We start from the raw sequence: 18,312 nt of genomic DNA, 5'->3' as shown, positions 1-18,312 counted from the left end.
TTGTCGCCTGTGCAAACGAGCACAAGCCTGCCTGGTCATGCCAAAAAAGTGCGCACCAAAGTGAATATATAAGTGCATACACTTATGCATTAAGCAAAGACGATGCCAGAAATCCAGGATGTTCCCGACAGCACATGCTTATTTCAGGTGAGACGAATGCAAATTCCCGAATAAATACAAGGAAATCTAAAATAATAAAAATCGCATAGTAAAACTTTCACTTTCTTTTTTACCGTGATTGATAAAAACGTCTGCGTGCAAAAGTGAAGTCATGTTGATTCATTTTGGTGCAATGCTGCCGTAAAATGGTGCGAAAAAGTCATACCAAAAAGAAATAAGATATAAAATACTTATAAATCAGTATTTTTTAAATAAAGCAGAAGTGTATTCACTTTTGTGTTGAGTTGTTTTTTTCGCTGTGCTATCAATAAAAAACATTACGTGAAACAACCTGTGCAGCATTTTTATCTTCGTGCTGAGTGTGCGGTAAATTAAGGGGATAATGTGGTTGCTATTACAAAGAAATCCCGTAGCGCTGACAGCGTGGAAAAGGTCTACGAGAAAGTGAAAGGCCTGGCGATTGATTACCACTTTCGTCCCGGCGAACGGGTGAATGAAGTTGAGCTTGCTGCACAACTGGGCGTCTCGCGCACCCCGGTACGGGAAGCGCTGAACCGTCTGGCAAAAGATGGCTTTATGAACTTTGTACCCAACCGGGGTTTTTATTCCCGCGACCTGACGCCGGAGGGTGTCCGCGAGCTGTATGAAGTGCGAATGGTGATAGAGCAATCCACCTTTCGTTTCGCCTGCCTGCGGGCAACCGATGAAGAGATCGCCGCGACCACGGCTATCTGGGAGGAAGTGAGCCAGCATCGCCCGGCGCAAACCGAGCAGGACTGGGCGAAGATCGCGGAAATCGATGAACGCTTCCACATGGAGATAGCCCGTATTTCCCATAACGGTCGGCTCTATGAAATGCTCGATAGCCTGAATTCACTCAGCCGTTTTTTCCGGCGTATCGATCTCGAAACGCCCGTGCGCAGGAATAATGCTTATGACGAACATGTCGACATTATCGCGGCTTTACGTCAGCGGGATATAGAAAAAGGCGTGGTACTGATTGAGCAACATATTTCCTTGAGCGCCGAGCACGCGGTTGAAGTAACAAAGGAGGGGCTGGCCAGAATCTATTTTGGCAAACCCTGAGCCGCTCTTTTTCGTTAAAAAAAATACAATAATGTAATTCGCTACCAGAAAACATTATGCGTTCTGGTCATCTATTCACAGCGTCATGCTGCGGCATTGTGCCGGGAAAATGCAGAGGAAATATGCGCGCCATTCCCGAAGAGATTATTCAACAGGCGATTATCTGGCGACGTGAGATTCACGCGCGCCCGGAGATTGGCTTACAAGAGTTTAATACTTCCGCGAAAATCAGCAGCCTGCTACGCGAATATGATCTTGAGGTGCATACCGGTATCGCGGGTACTGGCGTGGTTGGTGTGCTTCGCCATGGTGAAGGGCCGGCAATAGCCCTGCGCGCTGATATTGATGCATTACCCATCCAGGAAGATAACGCCGTTGCCTGGTGCTCAACCTCGGCAGGCACGATGCACGCCTGTGGGCACGACGGGCATACCGCCATTCTTCTGGGGGCGGCACGCTATCTCAGCCAAACCAGAGCGTTCAACGGTACGGTGTACTTTATTTTTCAGCCTGCGGAAGAGAATGCCGGTGGCGGGCGTTTGATGGTGGAAGAAGGGATCTTTACGCGCTTCCCTGTTTCTGCGGTTTATGCGCTGCACAACTGGCCGGGGCTGCCGGTAGGTGAAGTGGCTGTGAGCGCAGGCCCGATGATGGCTTCGCAGGACAACTTTTTTATCACGCTGACTGGCGTGGGATGCCATGCGGCGATGCCGGAAAAAGGAGCCGATCCGGTGCTGGCCGGTGCGCACCTGATTACCGCATTGCAAACGATCACGACGCGCCGCCTCTCTCCGCTAGACAACGCCGTGATCAGCGTGACGCAACTGCAGGCCGGAGAAGCGATAAACGTCGTTCCGCAGACAATGCACGTGTCTGGCACGCTGCGTTGCCTGAGCCAGACGGCCAGAGAGCGCTGCCAGAGCCTGATGGCGGAGTATGTCGAACAGCTCACCCAACCGTTTGGCGTTCGTGGCAACATTCGCTGGGAATACGGTTACCCGGTAACCGCCAACCATGCGCAACAGGCCAAAATACTGGCGGATGCCGCACGCCATGTCCCTAGTATCACTCAGGTGCACACGCAGTTATCGCCATCCATGGCAGCAGAAGATTTCGCCTATTTTCTGGAAGCCTGTCCGGGCGCTTATCTGTGGCTGGGGGCCGATGGCCCAACGCCGGGCGCGACATTACATAACCCGCATTACGATTTTAATGACCAACTTATCGCACCCGGCATCGGTCTGTGGGTATCGCTGGTGGAGAGGTCATTGGGCCCTGTTTCTGTTACTTCCGAGGATTAACTATGAGTCATATCCACTTTATTGGTGCCGGTCAAATGACCGAAGCCATTCTGCGCGCCGCCTTAAAACGCGGGACATTAACCCCGGATAAGGTCAGCTTATCGGATATTGATCCTGAGCGAATTGAAACGCTGAAAGCGCGCTATCGGTTGAGCAATACCCAAGATTTGCCCGCCGCACTGGCCGCCGCGGATCACATCGTGATAGGGGTTCGCCCACAGGATGATATTGCCAGTGTCGCACAGCTGATTAAAGCGCATGCAACACCGCAGGCGTCAGTCATTTCTATTATTGCGGGCGTAACGCTGGCTCAGTTGTCTGCCATGCTGGGCGAGTCGCGCCCGATTACGCGGATCATCCCGAATACACTGACGGATACCGGGCTGGGCTACAGCGGCGTGGCGTTTAATGCTTATGTCAACAGCGCGTCTGTCATGCCATTCCTCGAAAGTTTCGGCAAGGTGATGGTGCTGGAAGAGCGGCTGATTGATGTCTTCACCGGGTTTGCTGTCGCTGGCGTCAACTATGTCTATTACTTTGTCGAAGCGCTGGCTGATGCCGGTGTTCTTGCCGGATTAACCCGTACGCAGTCAACGCAGGTGGTGTGGGAAAACCTGGTCGGCGCGGTTGAAATGCTTAAGTTATCCGGACGCCATCCGCGCCAACTGATGGATATTAATAACTCTCCGGCGGGTGTCGGCATTAATGGCTTATACGAGTTGAATAAAAGTGATTTCGCAGCCGGCCTGCAAAGCAGCGTTCTGGCTGCGGTACGCCGTACCACCGAGCTTTCCGGTCAAAAATAACGCGTTAATAAGGTTGGTCTATGTCAGTAATTTCAACGTCACTGGCCCCTGTCGCTATTGGGCCTTATGTTCAGGGGGGAGTTCGCCGTTAATGGCATCAGTGTAACAGTCAGGGCAGCTCGCCTTGTTTGGATATGCCTGTGTAGCGATGGCTCCAAGCCGCATGAAATAGTTATATAGCGGCCTGGAGCATTCTTGAAGTATATATTATTTCTTCACCGTGTCTTCCAGGAAGAAACGGCCAAGCGGGTTCTGGTAGAAACCGTCGATGTTTTTCCGAGTTACATTACGATAAGAGCTATAATAGAGATCGATCCAGTTCACATCGGCTTTCGCCATTTTTTGCAATTCAATATACATTTGCTCACGTTTTTTCGGATCCATTTCCACACGAGCCGCAGCAACCAACGCTTTCACCTTGTCATTCTTATAACGCGTCATGTAGTTCATGTTCGAATCGTGGCCCAGCACAAAGGTGGTTTTCTGATCCGGGTCGAGAATATCATTGGTCCAGTACATCACCGAAATATCATAGTCGCCCGCTATCAGCATATTCCAGCTTTGGCTCGGATCGACTTTTTGCAGGTTCACTTTCACACCCGCTTTCGCCAGTTGCTGCTGCAGCAGAATGGCAATCTGCTCATCCACTTCATCACCGGCATTCACCAGATAATTCAGCGTGAGGTTAGACGCCCCTGCGGCTTTTAGCATCTGCTTAGCTTTCTCTGGATCGTAGGCGCGGCGCAGGTTATCGCTGTAGTGATACAGCGCGCCAGCCGGGATATAGGAGTTCGCCACCTGGCCGTAACCAAAGGTCACGGTCTTCACAATCGCCTCTTTATCGATGGCAAAGTCCAGCGCCTGGCGCACTTCCACTTTACCTAGCAAACCGTGCGAGTGGTTGATCAACAGATGATCTTCACGGGTTGATGGATCCAGTTCCACCTTCAGGTTGTTGTCTTTTTGCAGTGAGGCAATACGCGAAAACGGTACCATTAGCGCGGCATCCAACTCACCGGCCTGCACTTTCAGCATACGGGTGTTGTCATCAGGAATGGTCAGCCAGTCCACTTCGTCGAGGCTGACGTTCTTCGCCTGCCAGAAGTTCGGGTTCTTCACCAGCACGATTTTCTCGCCGCGCACCCACTCTTTCACGCTAAACGCGCCAGAGCCGACCGGTTTTTCGGCAAACGTCTCCGCCCCTTCGTCCTTCAGCGCTTTTTCCGAAATAACCGACGCATTCGGCAATGCCAGTTGTGACAGGAACGGCGCAGACGGCGATTTTAGCGTGACGACCAGCGTGCGTGCATCCGGCGCTTCGGCTTTATCGATAATGCTGTACGAATCGCGCCACAATGAACCGGCATCGTCACGAATACGCAGCAGGCTGAACGCGGCATCGCTGGCGCTCAGCGGTGTACCGTCGGAAAATTTGGTGTCGCGAATTTTAAAGGTATAGACCTTGCCGTCCGGCGAAATGGTCCAGCTTTCCGCCACGCCCGGCTCCAGTTTGGTGCCGGTTTTATCCACCCGCACCAGCGGATCAAAGACGTTGGAAAACACCCAGTTGTCGGCGTTTTGCGCCGATTTGATAGGGTCGAACGTGGTGCTGTCTTCGCGACGGCCAATGGTTAATACGCCTGCCGCCTGCGCCATTTCGCTGACCACACTGAGCGCCAGAAAAACGCTGGCCGCCAACAACTTAACATGCTTGTGCTTCATCAAAAGATCTCCTGGTTAAAGGAAAAACAGTCTCATCGCCTGTGTGGGTCAACACACAGGAATATGCGTGATCGGCAATCTGCCGGGTTGGAGGTAACGCGCCCGTGCGACACTGCACTTGCGCATAGGGGCAGCGCGGATGGAAAGCGCAACCTTGTGGAATGGATAACGGGCTGGGCGGTTCGCCGCCAAGCGGTTCTGCGGGCAGCGGTTTATCGGGGTCAATTTCCGGGATAGCTGCCACCAGTGCGGCGGTATAGGGGTGGCGCGGCTGCGTGAACACCGCTTCGCAGGGGCCTTCTTCGACAATACGCCCGAGGTACATCACCGCCACGCGATCGCACAGGCGACGCACAATCGCCAGATCGTGCGCGATAAACAAAATCGCCAGCCCCATCTTTTCGCGCAGTTCCATGAGCAGGTTAACGATCTGCCCCTGAATGGAGACATCCAGTGCCGCCACGCACTCATCTGCCACAATCAACCGGGGTTCGATCGCCAGCGCGCGCGCAATCCCGGCACGCTGGCACTGCCCACCGCTAAGCTGACCGGGCCGGACCTTCGCTTGCTCCGGGCGCAGCCCGACTAACGTCAGCAGTTCAACCACCCGCGCATGCACACCGCTGCGCGGCACTTTTCGATGCACACGCAACACTTCCGCGATACTGTCGCCGATGGTCTGGCGAGGGTTAAGCGAGGCAAAAGGATCCTGGAAAATCATCGCCGTTTGCAGCCGCAACCGCGCCACGTCGCTCTTCAGCCCATGAGTAATACGGTATCCATCGAAGCGCACCTCGCCCGCCGTCACCCGCTCAAGCTGCAATAACGCCCGCCCCAGCGTGCTTTTGCCGCTACCGGATTCGCCCACCAGACCGAGGGTTTCCCCGGCGTGAATTTTCAGTGTGACCTCATTAACGGCGTGCACCATCCGCCTGGCGCCCATCAGGCCGCCGGAAACCGGAAAGGTCACGCTGACGTTATCCGCCTCTAACAGGGGCCAGTTTGCTGATGTCGTCATGCGCCCTCCCGCAGGCTAAGTGGTTGTAATGCGTGATGGCAGGCCGCCGCATGCGCCAGCGTGTCGCGCCCCTGCCGCAGCGCAGGCTGCTGCTGACAAGCCGCGCTGGCGTACTGGCAGCGGGGATGAAAGCGGCAACCGGCCGGGAAATTATCCGCCACCGGCGGCTGGCCGCTGATGGTCACCAGTCGCCCCTGCCCACCTTCGCTGGCTGGCTGGCAATCAATTAATCCACGGGTGTAGGGATGCAGCGGCTGCGCCAGCACATCGCGCTTGCCGCCCACTTCGCACAGCCGCCCGCCGTACATGACGGCGATGCGATCGCAGGTTTGCGCCACCACACCGAGATCGTGGGTGATCATGATCACCGCCAGCCCCAATTGCTGGCGCAAGTCGCTGAGCAGACGCAGGATCTGCATCTGCACGGTGACATCCAGCGCCGTGGTTGGCTCGTCGGCAATCAGCAGCGACGGCTCAGGTGCCAGTGCCACGGCGATCATCGCGCGCTGGCGCATGCCGCCGGAAAATTCATGCGGATAGTGATGAATGCGGTTTTGCGGATCGGGGATACCGACCTGACGCAGCAGTTCTTTGGCATCTTCCCGCGCTTGTGCGCGGCTGGTGCCGAAATGACGGCGGCGGCTTTCGGCAATCTGCTCGCCAATGGTCATCACCGGGTTGAGGTGGCTGGCCGGGTTTTGGAAAATCATCCCCATTTCGCGCCCGCGCACCGCCGACATTTGTGCTTCGCTTAACGACAACAGGTCGCGGCCGCCCAGCCGCACTTCGCCGCCGGTAATGGCTAACCCCTGGCCGGGCAACAGCCGCATCAACGCGCGGCAGGTCACGGTTTTCCCGGAGCCGCTCTCGCCGACCAGGCCGAGCATCTCGCCGGCATTCAGCGTAAATGAGACTTTATCGACCAGCGCGATATCCGGCTCGCGGGTAATAGTCAGTTCTGAGACGGTCAGCAGTGTCATACGCACGCTCCCAGTTTATCGCCAAGGCCATCGGCCAGCAGGCTGAAGCCCATCGCCAGCAACACAATCGCCAGCCCCGGAAAGGTGGTTATCCACCACGCAGTCGTGATAAAGCTCTGTCCCTCCGCCACCATCACGCCCCACTCCGCCGTGGGCGGCTGCACGCCCAGCCCAAGGTAGCTGACCGCCGCACCGTTCAGCAGCACCAGCACACAGTCGGACATGGAGAACACCAGCGCGCCGGTGATAGCGTTCGGCAACAGATGGCGGAACAGAATGCGCGCGTGGCTGTAACCCAGGCTGCGTGCCGCGACAATAAAATCCCGCTGTTTTAGCGTCAGCACTTGCGCCCGCACCAGCCGGGCGTAAGAGACCCAGCCGACCATCGCCATCGCAATATAGAAACTGCCCAGCCCCGGCCCGAGAATGGCGATGATAGCCAGCATCAGTACCAGAAAAGGAAACGCCAGCACGATGTCAATCAGCCGCATAATGGCCGCATCCACCACGCCGCCGAGATAACCGGACAGCGCACCGAGCGTGGTGCCGAGCAGAAACGGGAAGATAACCCCCAGCAGGCAGATTTGCAGATCCACCTGCGCGCCCCACAGCACGCGCGAGAAGATATCGCGGCCAAAGTTATCGGTGCCGAACAGGTGCGCGCCGCCGGGGGAAAGCAGGCTCGATGTGGCATCCTGGGTAATGGGATCAAACGGTGCCAGCCACGGAGCGAACAGGGCGATAAACAACCACAGACCGACAATCACTATCCCGGCGCGCAACGCGTGCTGGCGTGGGATCGCCCGGCGGCGTAACCCGGAAATCACGCTGAGCGCACTCATAACTTCACCCTCGGATCCAGCGCTACGGTCAGCACATCGGCCAGCAAATTGACCACCACCGTTGCCAGCGCAAATACCATCACCACGCCCTGCACCACCATGTAGTCGCGGCTAAAAATCGCTTTCACCAGCAACTGGCCCAGCCCCGGAATGGCAAACACGCTCTCAATCACGACCGTGCTGCCAATCAGCCAGCCAATATTCACCGCCAGCAGGTTTAACGTCGGCACCAGTGAGTTGGGCAACACGTGACGCCAGAAGATACGGTTTTCACGCTGGCCCCGCGCCCTCGCCGCCACCACATAATCACTGCTCATTTCCATCAGCAGGCTAGCGCGCAGGTTACGAATCAGGACTGCTGATAATGCCAGTGCTACCGTCAGGCACGGCAGCACCATATGGTGCAGTTGGTTGGCAAAATCACTGCCATAACCGGAGACCGGGAACCAACCGAGCACCACGCTAAAAATGATGATCATCATGATGCCGAGCCAGAACGCCGGAAACCCTAACCCGGCGGTGGTGAACAGACGGATCAGTTGATCCGCCACCCGCCCGCGCTGCCGTGCCGCCAGCGAGGCCAGAGGAATGGTCAGGATCACTGCCAGCAGCACGCTGCCAAACACTAGCCACAATGTCGGTTCAAGACGTGAGTTGATCAGCTTCAGGGTATCAACGCGGTAGACAATCGATTTGCCCAGCTCCCCCTGTAATAAATTGCGCAGAAAGTAGCCGTACTGCACCCATAATGGTTCATCGAGACCGAACTGCGCACGGATACGCGCCAGTGCTTCTGGCGTACTGTGTACGCCGAGCAGAATGCGCGCCGGATCGCCGGGGATAGCCCGTACCATCGCGAAGGTAATGATGCTGATCCCAAGCAGTACGGGCAGCAGTTGCAAGGGTCGAAATAACAGAAAACGGTAACGATGCATCAGCGAACTCCCATGGTGCATACGGTGGTTAAGGGTTAAAAAAATCGCTCCGCCACAGTGCAGCCCTGTGTCATCAATTTGCGCCTGGTCAGCGTTATCAGGCGTTTTCTTTACGCTAACGACATCATTCAGGGCTGGGTAGTTAGCAAAAATACTAGTTTTACCTTTCTCGCAGGACGGCACCGGAATTGCATGCCTTGGCGAAGCCACGGGGAAATTGCACAAACCGTACCCGTGGCATGGCACCGTTTACCTTGGGGGAGTTCATTATGCGTATTGATATCGAAAGCCCTGGTGCAACCAACGCCGCCAGGCTTGAAGAGGCTTTTGCCGGGCTGTTTGCCCGGACGCAGGCGTTGGGTTTTGATGCGGTGATTTACGACTACACACCGGTGCCGCGTTCGCTGGAAGGCGCGCTGATTACGCCATCGCTGCTGGAGATGCGCAATGTGCCGGATGATATGCGCGGGCTGTGGTGCGAGCGTGGCTACTATCAGGTCGATCCGGTTCAGCATTTTGCGCTGGGGAGTTGCGCGCCATTTGTCTGGTCTTATCAACGCCCGGATCGCAGCGCATTGCAGGGGCGACTGGATGAGAACACGCAAGAAGTGACGCACTACATGCGTGATAACAACATGCCCTGCGGCGCTACCGTACCGCTGCATCTGCCCAATGGCGGTTTTGTCACGCTGACCGGCATTGTGACCGACCAGCGGGAAGAGCGGGATATCAGCGAAACGCTGGCGCAGTTGACCTTCCTGGCGCACCGCTTTCAGGAGTCGGCGTTCCCGCTGTTTGACGCCTCAATGCTTACCTGCCGCCATGTCAAACTGAGCAACCGCGAGCGCGAATGTCTGGCGTGGTCCGCCGAAGGACTGACGGCGAAAGAGATTGCCCGCAAGCTGCACCGCTCGGTCGCGACTGTCACGCTGCATCTGAATACGGCGGCGAAAAAGCTCGGCGCGACCAACCGCGTGCAGGCTGTTGTCCGGGCGTTGCATTACCGTTTGCTGGACAGTTAATAACTAGCATTTTTGCTAGTGTTCAGCGCAAGCAGTGACGTTCTAACCTGAAAGCCACTTCACTTAACAGGGTAAACGTCACTCATGTACACCATTCGAGAAGGCTATGTCCCTTTCCGGGGATATCAGACCTGGTTTCGCATCTGCGGCGATCTGCACAACGGTCAGACGCCGTTGGTGGTCGCGCACGGCGGCCCCGGCTGCACTCACGATTATGTTGATGCGTTCAAAGATATCGCCGCAACCGGGCGCGCCGTGATCCACTACGATCAATTAGGTAACGGACGTTCCACCCATCTGCCGGAGAAAAGCCCCGATTTCTGGCAGCCCTCGCTGTTTCTCGACGAACTGAATCATCTGTTGCAGGCACTGGAGATTGCCGACAACTACGCGCTACTGGGGCAATCCTGGGGTGGAATGCTGGCAGCAGAACATGCGGTCACCCAGCCGCAAGGGTTGAAAGCGATGATTATCGCCAACTCACCGGCCTCAATGGCGCTGTGGCTGGAAGGCGCGGCGAAACTGCGCGCGCAGCTTCCGCCGGATGTGCAACAGACACTGCTGGTGCACGAAGCGGCAGGCACGCTGGACAGCGCTGAATACAAAGCAGCCAGCCAGGTATTTTACCAGCGCCATGTCTGTCGGCTCTCACCCTGGCCGTCGGAAGTGCAGCGCACCTTTGACGCCATGGACGCCGACCCGACGGTATATCACGCGATGAACGGCCCGACGGAATTCCACGTTATCGGCAACATGAAAGAATGGACGATTATTGACCGTTTACCACAAGTACGCGTACCCACATTGCTGATTTCTGGTCGCTATGATGAAGCAACACCCGAGGTCGTGCAGCCGTTTATGGACAAGATTACCGGTGCACAATGGGTCATTTTCGAATCCTCCAGCCATATGCCCCATGTCGAAGAACGGGCATTGTGCATGCAGACCGTCAGTGATTTTTTGACGCAGTGTTGTTAATGGTTGCGAACACCAGGTGGGTTGTATCGAATGGATGGTACCAGACAGATAGTGTTTGTACGCGTAAGCGCCGTAAGGCGCTTAGTTCATTCCTTATGAGAAAAAGCAAACAGGGCTGAGAGCCAATAAGCAAGGTATGCTGTTCGCCGCGTCAGGATTAGCAACCACCAGCGGTGTCATGGCGAGTATCTCAATAAATTACCGCTCTTTTCTCTTTTTGTTCGATGACAAGTTGAGCCCCCATCCATACTTCATAATGCTGCCCATACCTAGGTGGCCGTTACACGGAATTATTTACAGCGTTTTATCATAACCCCCGAAATTTTTTCTGCTGTGATTTCATGTCCTGATATCCCTTCTAAACGTAATACTTTGTGGCAATAATCTTTTACTTTCTATTCGTAGTTATTTTCAGATAATACTTATAAACTAAAATAGCTTACACACAGATTACATTAAAATAATTAATGAATATTAATCTTTCCTCAATACTAGGGTCGTGATTAATGCTGGACGTTAAAACAATTTTTTTACTTATTGTTGTCATTAACTTCACTTTTGGGATAACCATTTCATTAGCGTCAACCTCGGAGCGAAAATCCGGGTTATATCATGTCTCTTTCGCTAATATTGCACATGGTACTGGATATCTCCTTTTCATTACCGCTGCGAGTTACGGTAGCCTGTTCGTTTGGGCAGGCGAAACCTGTATTGCAATCAGTATTTCTATGTGGATGGCTGGAATCTATAAATTCCTAAAAATTCCGCCCCCATCCAAAATTCAACTACTCCTGATTGTATATGTGACGTTAATTTCATTTATTTACAAAGACAGTAAAGATGCCCGTATTATTTATAACTCATCAGCTTATGTCTGCATCGAGCTAATGACTACCTATGCGCTCTCGCGTTTCTGGCGTCAGATAAAGGGGCGAGGGAAATATTTAGTTCTTTTTTCCATTCTGGCCAACATGCTGATACTGACGTATCGCGTCTTTTTTGCTTTATTACGTTCACAAGATATAAAAGGTCTCTATTCAGGAGATATATCGCAGATAGTACTCTATGTTTCTGTTTTGATTACAGTGATCTGCCTTTCCGTTGGTTTTATTCTCATGACAAAAGAACGGACCGATTACTTAAATATGGAGTTAATCCTGAAAGACGGATTAACCGGCCTTTGGAACCGACGTAAAATTGATGAAGTCGCGGCTTATGAAATGGGCCGTCTGAAACGATATGGCACACCTGTGGCGCTGGCAATCATCGATATTGATAATTTTAAACAGGTCAATGATGTCTATGGACATGCTGTTGGCGATCAGATATTAACTAAGATATCTGCCGTGTGCAGGGCCCAATTGCGGGATACAGATATTATAGGGCGATGGGGTGGTGAGGAACTGGTGATTATATTCCCCAACACGGGGCTTTCCGGGTTGCACAATATTGCCAACCACTTATGCCACACAGTGAATAATGAGGTATCTCTGCCTGACCGAAGACTGAGTGTGAGTATTGGTTTATCTCTTTGTCTAAGCACGGATACATGGAGTAGCTGGTTTGATCGTGCAGACAGTGCTTTGTATGATGCAAAAATAACCGGGAAAAATAAGGCATTATTTGATGCTCCGATTCAATTTGAGAAGAGTGCACCAGTAATCATTTGGTCTGATAAATTATCAACGGGGCTAAATGATATTGACGGTGACCATGTCAACCTCATCAACCTCACTAACGAATGGGCAGCGTATGCCCACCGGGATTACAGTAAAGCGCAGTTACTGAATTATATTGCACGGCTGCGGGAAGCCATGTTAGCTCACTTCATTCTTGAGGAAAAATCGATATCATCAGATAGAGAATCGCCAGACAGAGCTGAACATCATCAACAGCACAAAAGCCTGATTAACAGATTAGATTATCTGGTTGATTTATTCTCAAGAGGAAATCTGGAGCTTGATGCTATTTCACAGTTTCTTATCTATGAGCTCTGTATCGAACATATTCTGACCGAAGATAAAAAAGTCTTTGATGAAACATAACTCAGTTGCCGAAACAATCAGCTGTCTAAATAACATGTGCATGTGGGTATATGGTGGCTCACCAAAACACGGGATATTTTATAAAATAGCCCCTCATCAAGAACGCTTAATCAGCCCGGCAAATCCCATGCCGCCCAACATCGCCAGGGTAAATAGCATTCCTTTGGTATAACCTGCACCCACCAGCACCAGCGCCGGTCCGGGGCAAATACCGGCAATCCCCCACCCGGCTCCGAATAGCAGCGCACCGGTGATGAGCGAACCATCAATTGTTTTACTTTTCGGTAAGGCCATGTCCATGCCGAGAAGCGCCGTCTTGCGTCGCTTTGCCAGCGAAAAACCAACAATACCGACGGCGATAGCCCCCACCATCACAAACAGTAGTGAGGGATCCCACGCGGCGGATAAATTCAGAAAACCCAATACCTTTTCCGGGTTAGCCATTCCGCTCATCAGTAACCCAAATCCAAAGATCAGGCCGGAGAAAAAAGACACCAGAAGAGTCATCGTCTTATCCTTACCACTGAAAATAGCCGATTAATGTGGCCGTCGCGAAACCCACCACCATAAAAACCAGGGTGGCGACCAGCGAACGAACAGAAAAACGGGACAACCCGCAGACACCGTGCCCACTGGTGCATCCCGAACCCAGTCGTGTTCCCACCCCCACCAGAAAACCGGCCAACAGTAATCCCGGCGTAGAAGTGCTGAGCGTAACGTCTGGGTGGTGGAAGAACGCGGTATACAACAGCGGAGCGAGGATGAGACCGGCAAGAAACGCCAGCCGCCATTTCTCGATTATTTTTCCTTTTTCGGGCAACACGCCGACCAGAATCCCACTGATGCCGGCGATTCTGCCACAAAAAAGAACCAGTACACTGGCCGCGATACCAATCAGCAACCCGCCGCTTAAACTGGGCAATGGCGTGAATTGTTCAAGATTGATCATGATGTTTTACTCATCCTCTACCTGAGGGCAGTACAGGGTATATAGCGTGTTGAGCAGTGACAGTACCCGTTCATCTTCGATGCGGTAAAAAATCTGTTTGCCTTCCCGCCGTGTCGTCACCAGATTCAGACGCCGCATCACGCCTAACTGTTGCGACAACGTAGGCTGGTGTATGCCCAATCGCTCCTCTAACTGAGCCACACAGGCTTCCCCACGGGTAAGCTGGCACATCAACAGTAAGCGGTCATCGTTAGCAAGCCCACGCAGCACATCCGCCGCCGCTTGGGCTGCCTTTCTCATGTCGTCGGGTAACGTCTGATCGCCGGTTTGTAGCATAGCTGACACCTCATCAATATACAATTATATATAATATATTTTTATTCATTATTCTTTCAACCGCGGTGACCGCCTGTCATGACGTTGTACGCCGTGATAGCGGTCACGCTCTCACCAACACATTCACAATGATAACCGCCCAAACACACGACCTTGACCCATGACAAGGCGACCGGGCATCCAGCGTCTTTATAATCAGGCCCGTTTGTCTTCTCACTGGTGTGAATGTATGGCTTATCAGCTTAACCTTAACTGGCCCGAATTTTTAGAAAAATACTGGCAGAAACAACCTGTTGTCTTAAAAAATGCCTTCCCGAATTTCATCGATCCGATTACGCCGGATGAGCTGGCAGGTCTGGCGATGGAGCCGGAAGTCGATAGCCGCATCGTCAGCCATGTGAATAACCAATGGCAGGCATGGAACGGGCCGTTTGAGCAGTTTGATCACTTAGGGGAAACCGGCTGGTCATTGTTGGCGCAGGCGGTTAACCATTGGCATGCGCCGTCTGCCGAGCTGGTGCGCCCGTTTCGCGTACTGCCGGACTGGCGTTTAGACGACTTGATGATCTCCTTTTCTGTACCGGGTGGCGGTGTTGGGCCGCATATCGACCAGTACGATGTGTTTATTATTCAGGGGATGGGCCGCCGCCGCTGGCGGGTCGGTGATAAATTGCCGATGCGCCAGTTCTGCCCGCATCCGGCACTGCTGCACGTTGATCCGTTCACGCCAATTATTGAAGAAGAGCTTGAACCGGGCGACATCTTATATATTCCGCCGGGTTTCCCGCACGATGGCTTCACCTTCGAAACCACACTCAACTACTCGGTTGGTTTCCGTGGGCCGAACGGTAGAGATTTGATCAGCAGCTTTGCAGACTATGCGCTGGAACACGACCTCGGCAGCGAGCACTACAGCGACCCAGACTTAACCTGCCGGGAACACCCAGGGCGGGTGGAAGAGTATGAGCTTGATCGCCTGCGTAATATGATGATTGAGGTGATCAATCAGCCGGAAGCGTTTAAACAGTGGTTTGGTCGCTTTGCGAGCACGCCGCGCCACGAGTTGGATATCGCACCAGCGGAACCCCCCTACGAACCGGATGAAATTGCCGATGCCCTGCAAGCCGGTGAAGTGCTGACCCGCTTAAACGGACTACGGGTACTGCATATCGGGAACCATTTTTTTATTAATAGTGAAGAACTCGATACCGTCGCACCGGATGCAGCCGATGCCTTGTGCCGCTACACCACTATCGGTAAAAAAGAACTGGGTGACGCGCTGCACAACCCGGCCTTCGTGGCGGAATTAACCGGACTGATCAATCAGGGTTACTGGTTTTTCGACGATGACGTCGCAGACGACGACTAATATCTATTAGTCGCGACCAGATCTGACACTTTTACGGCACAAAGCATGACTTAAGCTGACAGGCAGCTTTGTGCCAAAGCGGACATTACTATCGATAATATGTAATTTTCACCGAAGAACAGAACATACCCCGTTGACACCATGCAATGAATGATCTGATACATAGGCGAAAATTGATAAGCTCTTTTCAGTAAAAGTAACAAATCCTGTTTCTGCTTTGGAAAGTTGAAACGCTAATGATTAAAAAGATATTGATAGCATAAAACCTCACGGCATCCGGGTTACTGTGAGCGACCTACATTCACAAAGGCTAATATGAAACAAATTACGTTCAGTGATCTACAAGAACAAAGCGAACAGGCTGAAAATTCCCCTCGCTTACGTGCTCATCGTAATCTCCACCCTGAATTGAGCGATCCTGTTCAGCGCCTGGCTATCGCTATGGAACCGGGTACCTATGTTCGCCCTCACCGCCACCCGCACACCTTTGAGCTGCTGACATCCCTCATCGGACGCTTTTTGGTATTGAATTTTGATGACGAAGGCAACGTGACCCACCGCGTTGTGCTAGGTGAAGACTGCAAGGTGCTGGAAATGGATGCTGGGACCTGGCATGCAGTTTTGTCGATGGATAAAGGAGGCGTTATTTTTGAGGTAAAACACGGGGGTTACCAGCCAGTAGCTGAGCAAGATATGGCCCCATGGGCACCCGCCGAAAACGAGCCGGGAACGGCTGAGTTGATGAAATGGTATGCACTGGCGCAAGTGGGTGATGGTGGTTTTACCCTGTAATTTTTGCTTTGAGCGGAGTGCCTTTACATGACTTTTCCAAAAAACACCACTGTGTGGCCGAAAATGCAGAGGCACTGGTGATCTTCAGACGCTGATTCTCATTTTTATTTATCTGAATCGACACGGCATCGGTAGTCATCTTTTTAGCGCCAACTTCCGCTCCTCGCTCAAAACCGACGGTCTGATTTGATTGTGCACTACCAGAAAATACTGTCAGGTCAAGTTTGAGCTAATACGACTAATATGACGAAAAGAGCGGCAGTCATGTCCAGAACCTGCTAGCCTAAAGTTTGAGCAAAAAAGACCGATACCGTAAAGACGCTGGTGTGATATTGCACCAGTGCATCGGTATGCGAATGGATACCGTATTGATGGACGTCACGTCGGTACGCAGAGCAGTTCATTTACACAGAGCGGTTCATTGCTGTACCGGCCCTCTTCCAGCACAACCATAGGATAACCACAATGGATGTATCACAGATTGCATCGCTTTCCACTGGTCTGAATAACATGCAGCTTAGCAGCGAGATCGGTACTGCTGTTCTTAAAAAATCTCTGGATAATCAGAAAGACACCGTGACCAGCCTCGTCCAGTCCATCCCTCAATTACCTGCCAATCCGGCGATCGGGCGTAATATCAACACCACCGCCTAATCCCGGTTGTCTTATCAGGAACGCGGCAGTACGGGGTTCCCGTTAAGACTGATTTTGCAAACCCGGCGAGTCACGCTCGCCGGGTTTTTATTCTTGCCAGTTTTTGTTCCCACCGGCTCTTACTTCTTACTCTCAGCAGATTTTTACCGTTGTTTGCACAACGCCTTTTACTGACTCAAGCGATGCGCAATCAACCGCAACTCTTCGGCGATTTGCTGCAAATCGCGCTGCTCATCAATACGCGGGCCGGTAGAGTTACGGATAACCAACCTGGCAGGCAGAATGGAGGACGAACGTTGAACGTCAGTGTCACCGGCATTCAGCAGGCGGTTAACCGCTTCCTTGCCCTGCAGGTCGAGATCCAGCGAGACGGTGGTTAACGCCGGGTGGAAGAACGAACTTTCATAAGTCCCGTCATAACCAATCACTGATTTCTGGCCGGGAATGGTCAACTGGTTTTGATGAAAGGCACTCAATACGCCGAGCGCCATCTGGTCGTTGGCGACCAGAACCGCGCTGAATTGCGGCGTTTCACGCAGCATCTGCAATGCGCTGGCGTAACCGCTCTGTGCATCCCAGTTGCCATGCATCACCGTTGTCGGCGTCAGGCCGTATCCCTCCAGCGTTTCCAGCCAGTTTTTTAGCCGCAGCCTTGCGGAAACTGAACCGGCGGGTCCCGCCAGTAACGCAAAATCACGGTGCCCCAGTTCATACAGATACTTCACGCTGGCCCGTGTGCCATCCGCCGGGTTAAACGACACGTTGAACACGGAACTGTAGGGGTCCACATCCAAAAACAGGCACAAAACGTCGTCATTGTCCTCGGCGATACGCTGCGCTTCTTCCGTTTCCAGTGGCACGTTGATGATAACCTTATCAACCCGCTGTGACTTGAGTTCATTGATAGAATCCTGAATGCCATGATTGACGTTCTCATCAATCATCGAGATCAGTACCTGATAGCCTTCGATATTTGCGTATCTTTTCACCGCTGCGGCGACTTGTGACGGTGCGTGCAGCGCCAGCGATGTCGTCACCAGCCCCACCGTCATACTTTGCTTACCCACCAGTTGCTGAGCCAGCCGGTTAGGTACATAACGCAGCAACTCGATAGACTGCTCTACCTTGCGGCGCGTGGACTCGGAGACATTCGCAGATTTATTTAGCACCCGCGATACCGTCTGATAAGAAACACCCGCATGGCGGGCAACATCCTCTAACGTAGCGCTTTTCGACTTCATGATCGGGTTTTCCGTCGTGGTTTTAGCGGGATTGTAACAGCTGCCTCAACGAAAAAACCATGCCCGGAATGCCATTCTGACCAAATCACATAAAAGTATTACGTTCACATAACAAA

General features: G+C 52.9%; 18 protein-coding genes. 9 read left to right on the top strand and 9 right to left on the bottom strand.

What is annotated here, in order from left to right; genetic code table 11:
* Positions 1 to 504: 504 nt before the first annotated feature.
* The 3 genes from LF929_RS06175 (at position 505) to LF929_RS06165 (ending at position 3,313) form a co-directional block, all read left to right on the top strand.
* Entirely contained in the window at positions 505 to 1,206 is a 702-nt protein-coding gene (locus LF929_RS06175; RefSeq protein WP_038908617.1) for a GntR family transcriptional regulator, read from the top strand.
* A 122-nt stretch (positions 1,207 to 1,328) separates the two neighbouring features.
* Positions 1,329 to 2,507, top strand: a complete 1,179-nt coding sequence (locus tag LF929_RS06170; protein ID WP_226092731.1) for a M20 aminoacylase family protein — start codon at positions 1,329 to 1,331, stop codon at positions 2,505 to 2,507.
* 2 nt (positions 2,508 to 2,509) lie between these two features.
* Positions 2,510 to 3,313, top strand: a complete 804-nt coding sequence (locus tag LF929_RS06165) for a pyrroline-5-carboxylate reductase (RefSeq protein WP_210174137.1) — start codon at positions 2,510 to 2,512, stop codon at positions 3,311 to 3,313.
* 207 nt (positions 3,314 to 3,520) lie between these two features.
* On the opposite strand, the gene LF929_RS06160 is transcribed toward LF929_RS06165, so the two are convergent.
* From LF929_RS06160 to LF929_RS06140, 5 genes are read right to left on the bottom strand one after another with little or no spacing between them, the layout of a single operon-like run.
* Positions 3,521 to 5,035 (bottom strand): ABC transporter substrate-binding protein, encoded by a 1,515-nt coding sequence (locus LF929_RS06160; RefSeq protein WP_226092730.1) that lies wholly within the window; start codon positions 5,033 to 5,035, stop codon positions 3,521 to 3,523.
* Positions 5,016 to 6,053, bottom strand: a complete 1,038-nt coding sequence (locus tag LF929_RS06155; protein ID WP_226092729.1) for an ABC transporter ATP-binding protein — start codon at positions 6,051 to 6,053, stop codon at positions 5,016 to 5,018. The genes LF929_RS06160 and LF929_RS06155 overlap by 20 nt, the downstream gene beginning before the upstream one ends.
* On the bottom strand, positions 6,050 to 7,033 hold the full coding sequence (locus tag LF929_RS06150; RefSeq protein ID WP_226092728.1) for an ABC transporter ATP-binding protein: 984 nt from the start codon (positions 7,031 to 7,033) through the stop codon (positions 6,050 to 6,052). Before LF929_RS06150 ends, LF929_RS06155 begins: the two co-directional genes overlap by 4 nt.
* Positions 7,030 to 7,875, bottom strand: a complete 846-nt coding sequence (locus LF929_RS06145; RefSeq protein WP_226092727.1) for an ABC transporter permease — start codon at positions 7,873 to 7,875, stop codon at positions 7,030 to 7,032. The genes LF929_RS06150 and LF929_RS06145 overlap by 4 nt, the downstream gene beginning before the upstream one ends.
* Positions 7,872 to 8,810 carry an ABC transporter permease gene (locus LF929_RS06140; protein WP_210174132.1) on the bottom strand — a complete coding sequence of 313 codons (939 nt, stop codon included), beginning with the start codon at positions 8,808 to 8,810 and terminating at the stop codon, positions 7,872 to 7,874. Before LF929_RS06140 ends, LF929_RS06145 begins: the two co-directional genes overlap by 4 nt.
* Positions 8,811 to 9,079: 269 nt before the next feature.
* Here LF929_RS06140 and LF929_RS06135 point away from each other — a divergent pair, with 269 nt between their 5' ends.
* The 3 genes from LF929_RS06135 (at position 9,080) to LF929_RS06125 (ending at position 12,855) form a co-directional block, all read left to right on the top strand.
* A complete protein-coding gene (locus LF929_RS06135; RefSeq protein ID WP_210174131.1) occupies positions 9,080 to 9,832 on the top strand; it encodes a LuxR family transcriptional regulator in 753 nt (250 codons plus the stop codon).
* An 84-nt stretch (positions 9,833 to 9,916) separates the two neighbouring features.
* Complete coding sequence (locus LF929_RS06130; RefSeq protein WP_226092726.1) at positions 9,917 to 10,810, top strand: proline iminopeptidase-family hydrolase; 894 nt, start codon at positions 9,917 to 9,919, stop codon at positions 10,808 to 10,810.
* Between the two features lie 506 nt (positions 10,811 to 11,316).
* Positions 11,317 to 12,855: a diguanylate cyclase gene (locus LF929_RS06125; RefSeq protein ID WP_226092725.1), complete on the top strand. Its 1,539-nt coding sequence runs from the start codon at positions 11,317 to 11,319 to the stop codon at positions 12,853 to 12,855.
* Positions 12,856 to 12,951: 96 nt separating this feature from the next.
* Here LF929_RS06125 and LF929_RS06120 read toward each other — a convergent pair whose 3' ends face one another.
* Genes LF929_RS06120 through LF929_RS06110 form a run of 3 tightly spaced genes read right to left on the bottom strand, consistent with a single transcriptional unit; the run spans position 12,952 to position 14,140 of the window.
* Positions 12,952 to 13,362 carry a DUF6691 family protein gene (locus tag LF929_RS06120; RefSeq protein WP_038908625.1) on the bottom strand — a complete coding sequence of 137 codons (411 nt, stop codon included), beginning with the start codon at positions 13,360 to 13,362 and terminating at the stop codon, positions 12,952 to 12,954.
* Positions 13,363 to 13,372: 10 nt separating this feature from the next.
* A complete protein-coding gene (locus LF929_RS06115; RefSeq protein ID WP_226092724.1) occupies positions 13,373 to 13,804 on the bottom strand; it encodes a YeeE/YedE family protein in 432 nt (143 codons plus the stop codon).
* Between the two features lie 6 nt (positions 13,805 to 13,810).
* A complete protein-coding gene (locus tag LF929_RS06110; RefSeq protein ID WP_210174126.1) occupies positions 13,811 to 14,140 on the bottom strand; it encodes a metalloregulator ArsR/SmtB family transcription factor in 330 nt (109 codons plus the stop codon).
* A 229-nt stretch (positions 14,141 to 14,369) separates the two neighbouring features.
* Between LF929_RS06110 and LF929_RS06105 the strand changes: the two genes are divergently transcribed.
* From LF929_RS06105 to LF929_RS06095, 3 genes are all read left to right on the top strand, one after another.
* The gene (locus tag LF929_RS06105; protein WP_210174125.1) at positions 14,370 to 15,509 is read left to right on the top strand and encodes a cupin domain-containing protein; all 1,140 of its coding nucleotides are present in this window, start codon (positions 14,370 to 14,372) and stop codon (positions 15,507 to 15,509) included.
* Positions 15,510 to 15,824: 315 nt separating this feature from the next.
* Complete coding sequence (locus tag LF929_RS06100; protein ID WP_012884037.1) at positions 15,825 to 16,301, top strand: WbuC family cupin fold metalloprotein; 477 nt, start codon at positions 15,825 to 15,827, stop codon at positions 16,299 to 16,301.
* A 465-nt stretch (positions 16,302 to 16,766) separates the two neighbouring features.
* Positions 16,767 to 16,955: a YjfB family protein gene (locus LF929_RS06095; protein ID WP_019844956.1), complete on the top strand. Its 189-nt coding sequence runs from the start codon at positions 16,767 to 16,769 to the stop codon at positions 16,953 to 16,955.
* Positions 16,956 to 17,122: 167 nt separating this feature from the next.
* On the opposite strand, the gene LF929_RS06090 is transcribed toward LF929_RS06095, so the two are convergent.
* Positions 17,123 to 18,196: a LacI family DNA-binding transcriptional regulator gene (locus LF929_RS06090; protein WP_226092723.1), complete on the bottom strand. Its 1,074-nt coding sequence runs from the start codon at positions 18,194 to 18,196 to the stop codon at positions 17,123 to 17,125.
* Positions 18,197 to 18,312 lie beyond the last annotated feature (116 nt).

The sequence above is a fragment of the Dickeya oryzae genome (assembly GCF_020406815.2).
Lineage (GTDB): Bacteria > Pseudomonadota > Gammaproteobacteria > Enterobacterales > Enterobacteriaceae > Dickeya > Dickeya oryzae.
The sequence above is the reverse complement of the archived record's forward strand: the minus strand, read 5'-3'. Positions and strand labels throughout refer to the sequence as shown.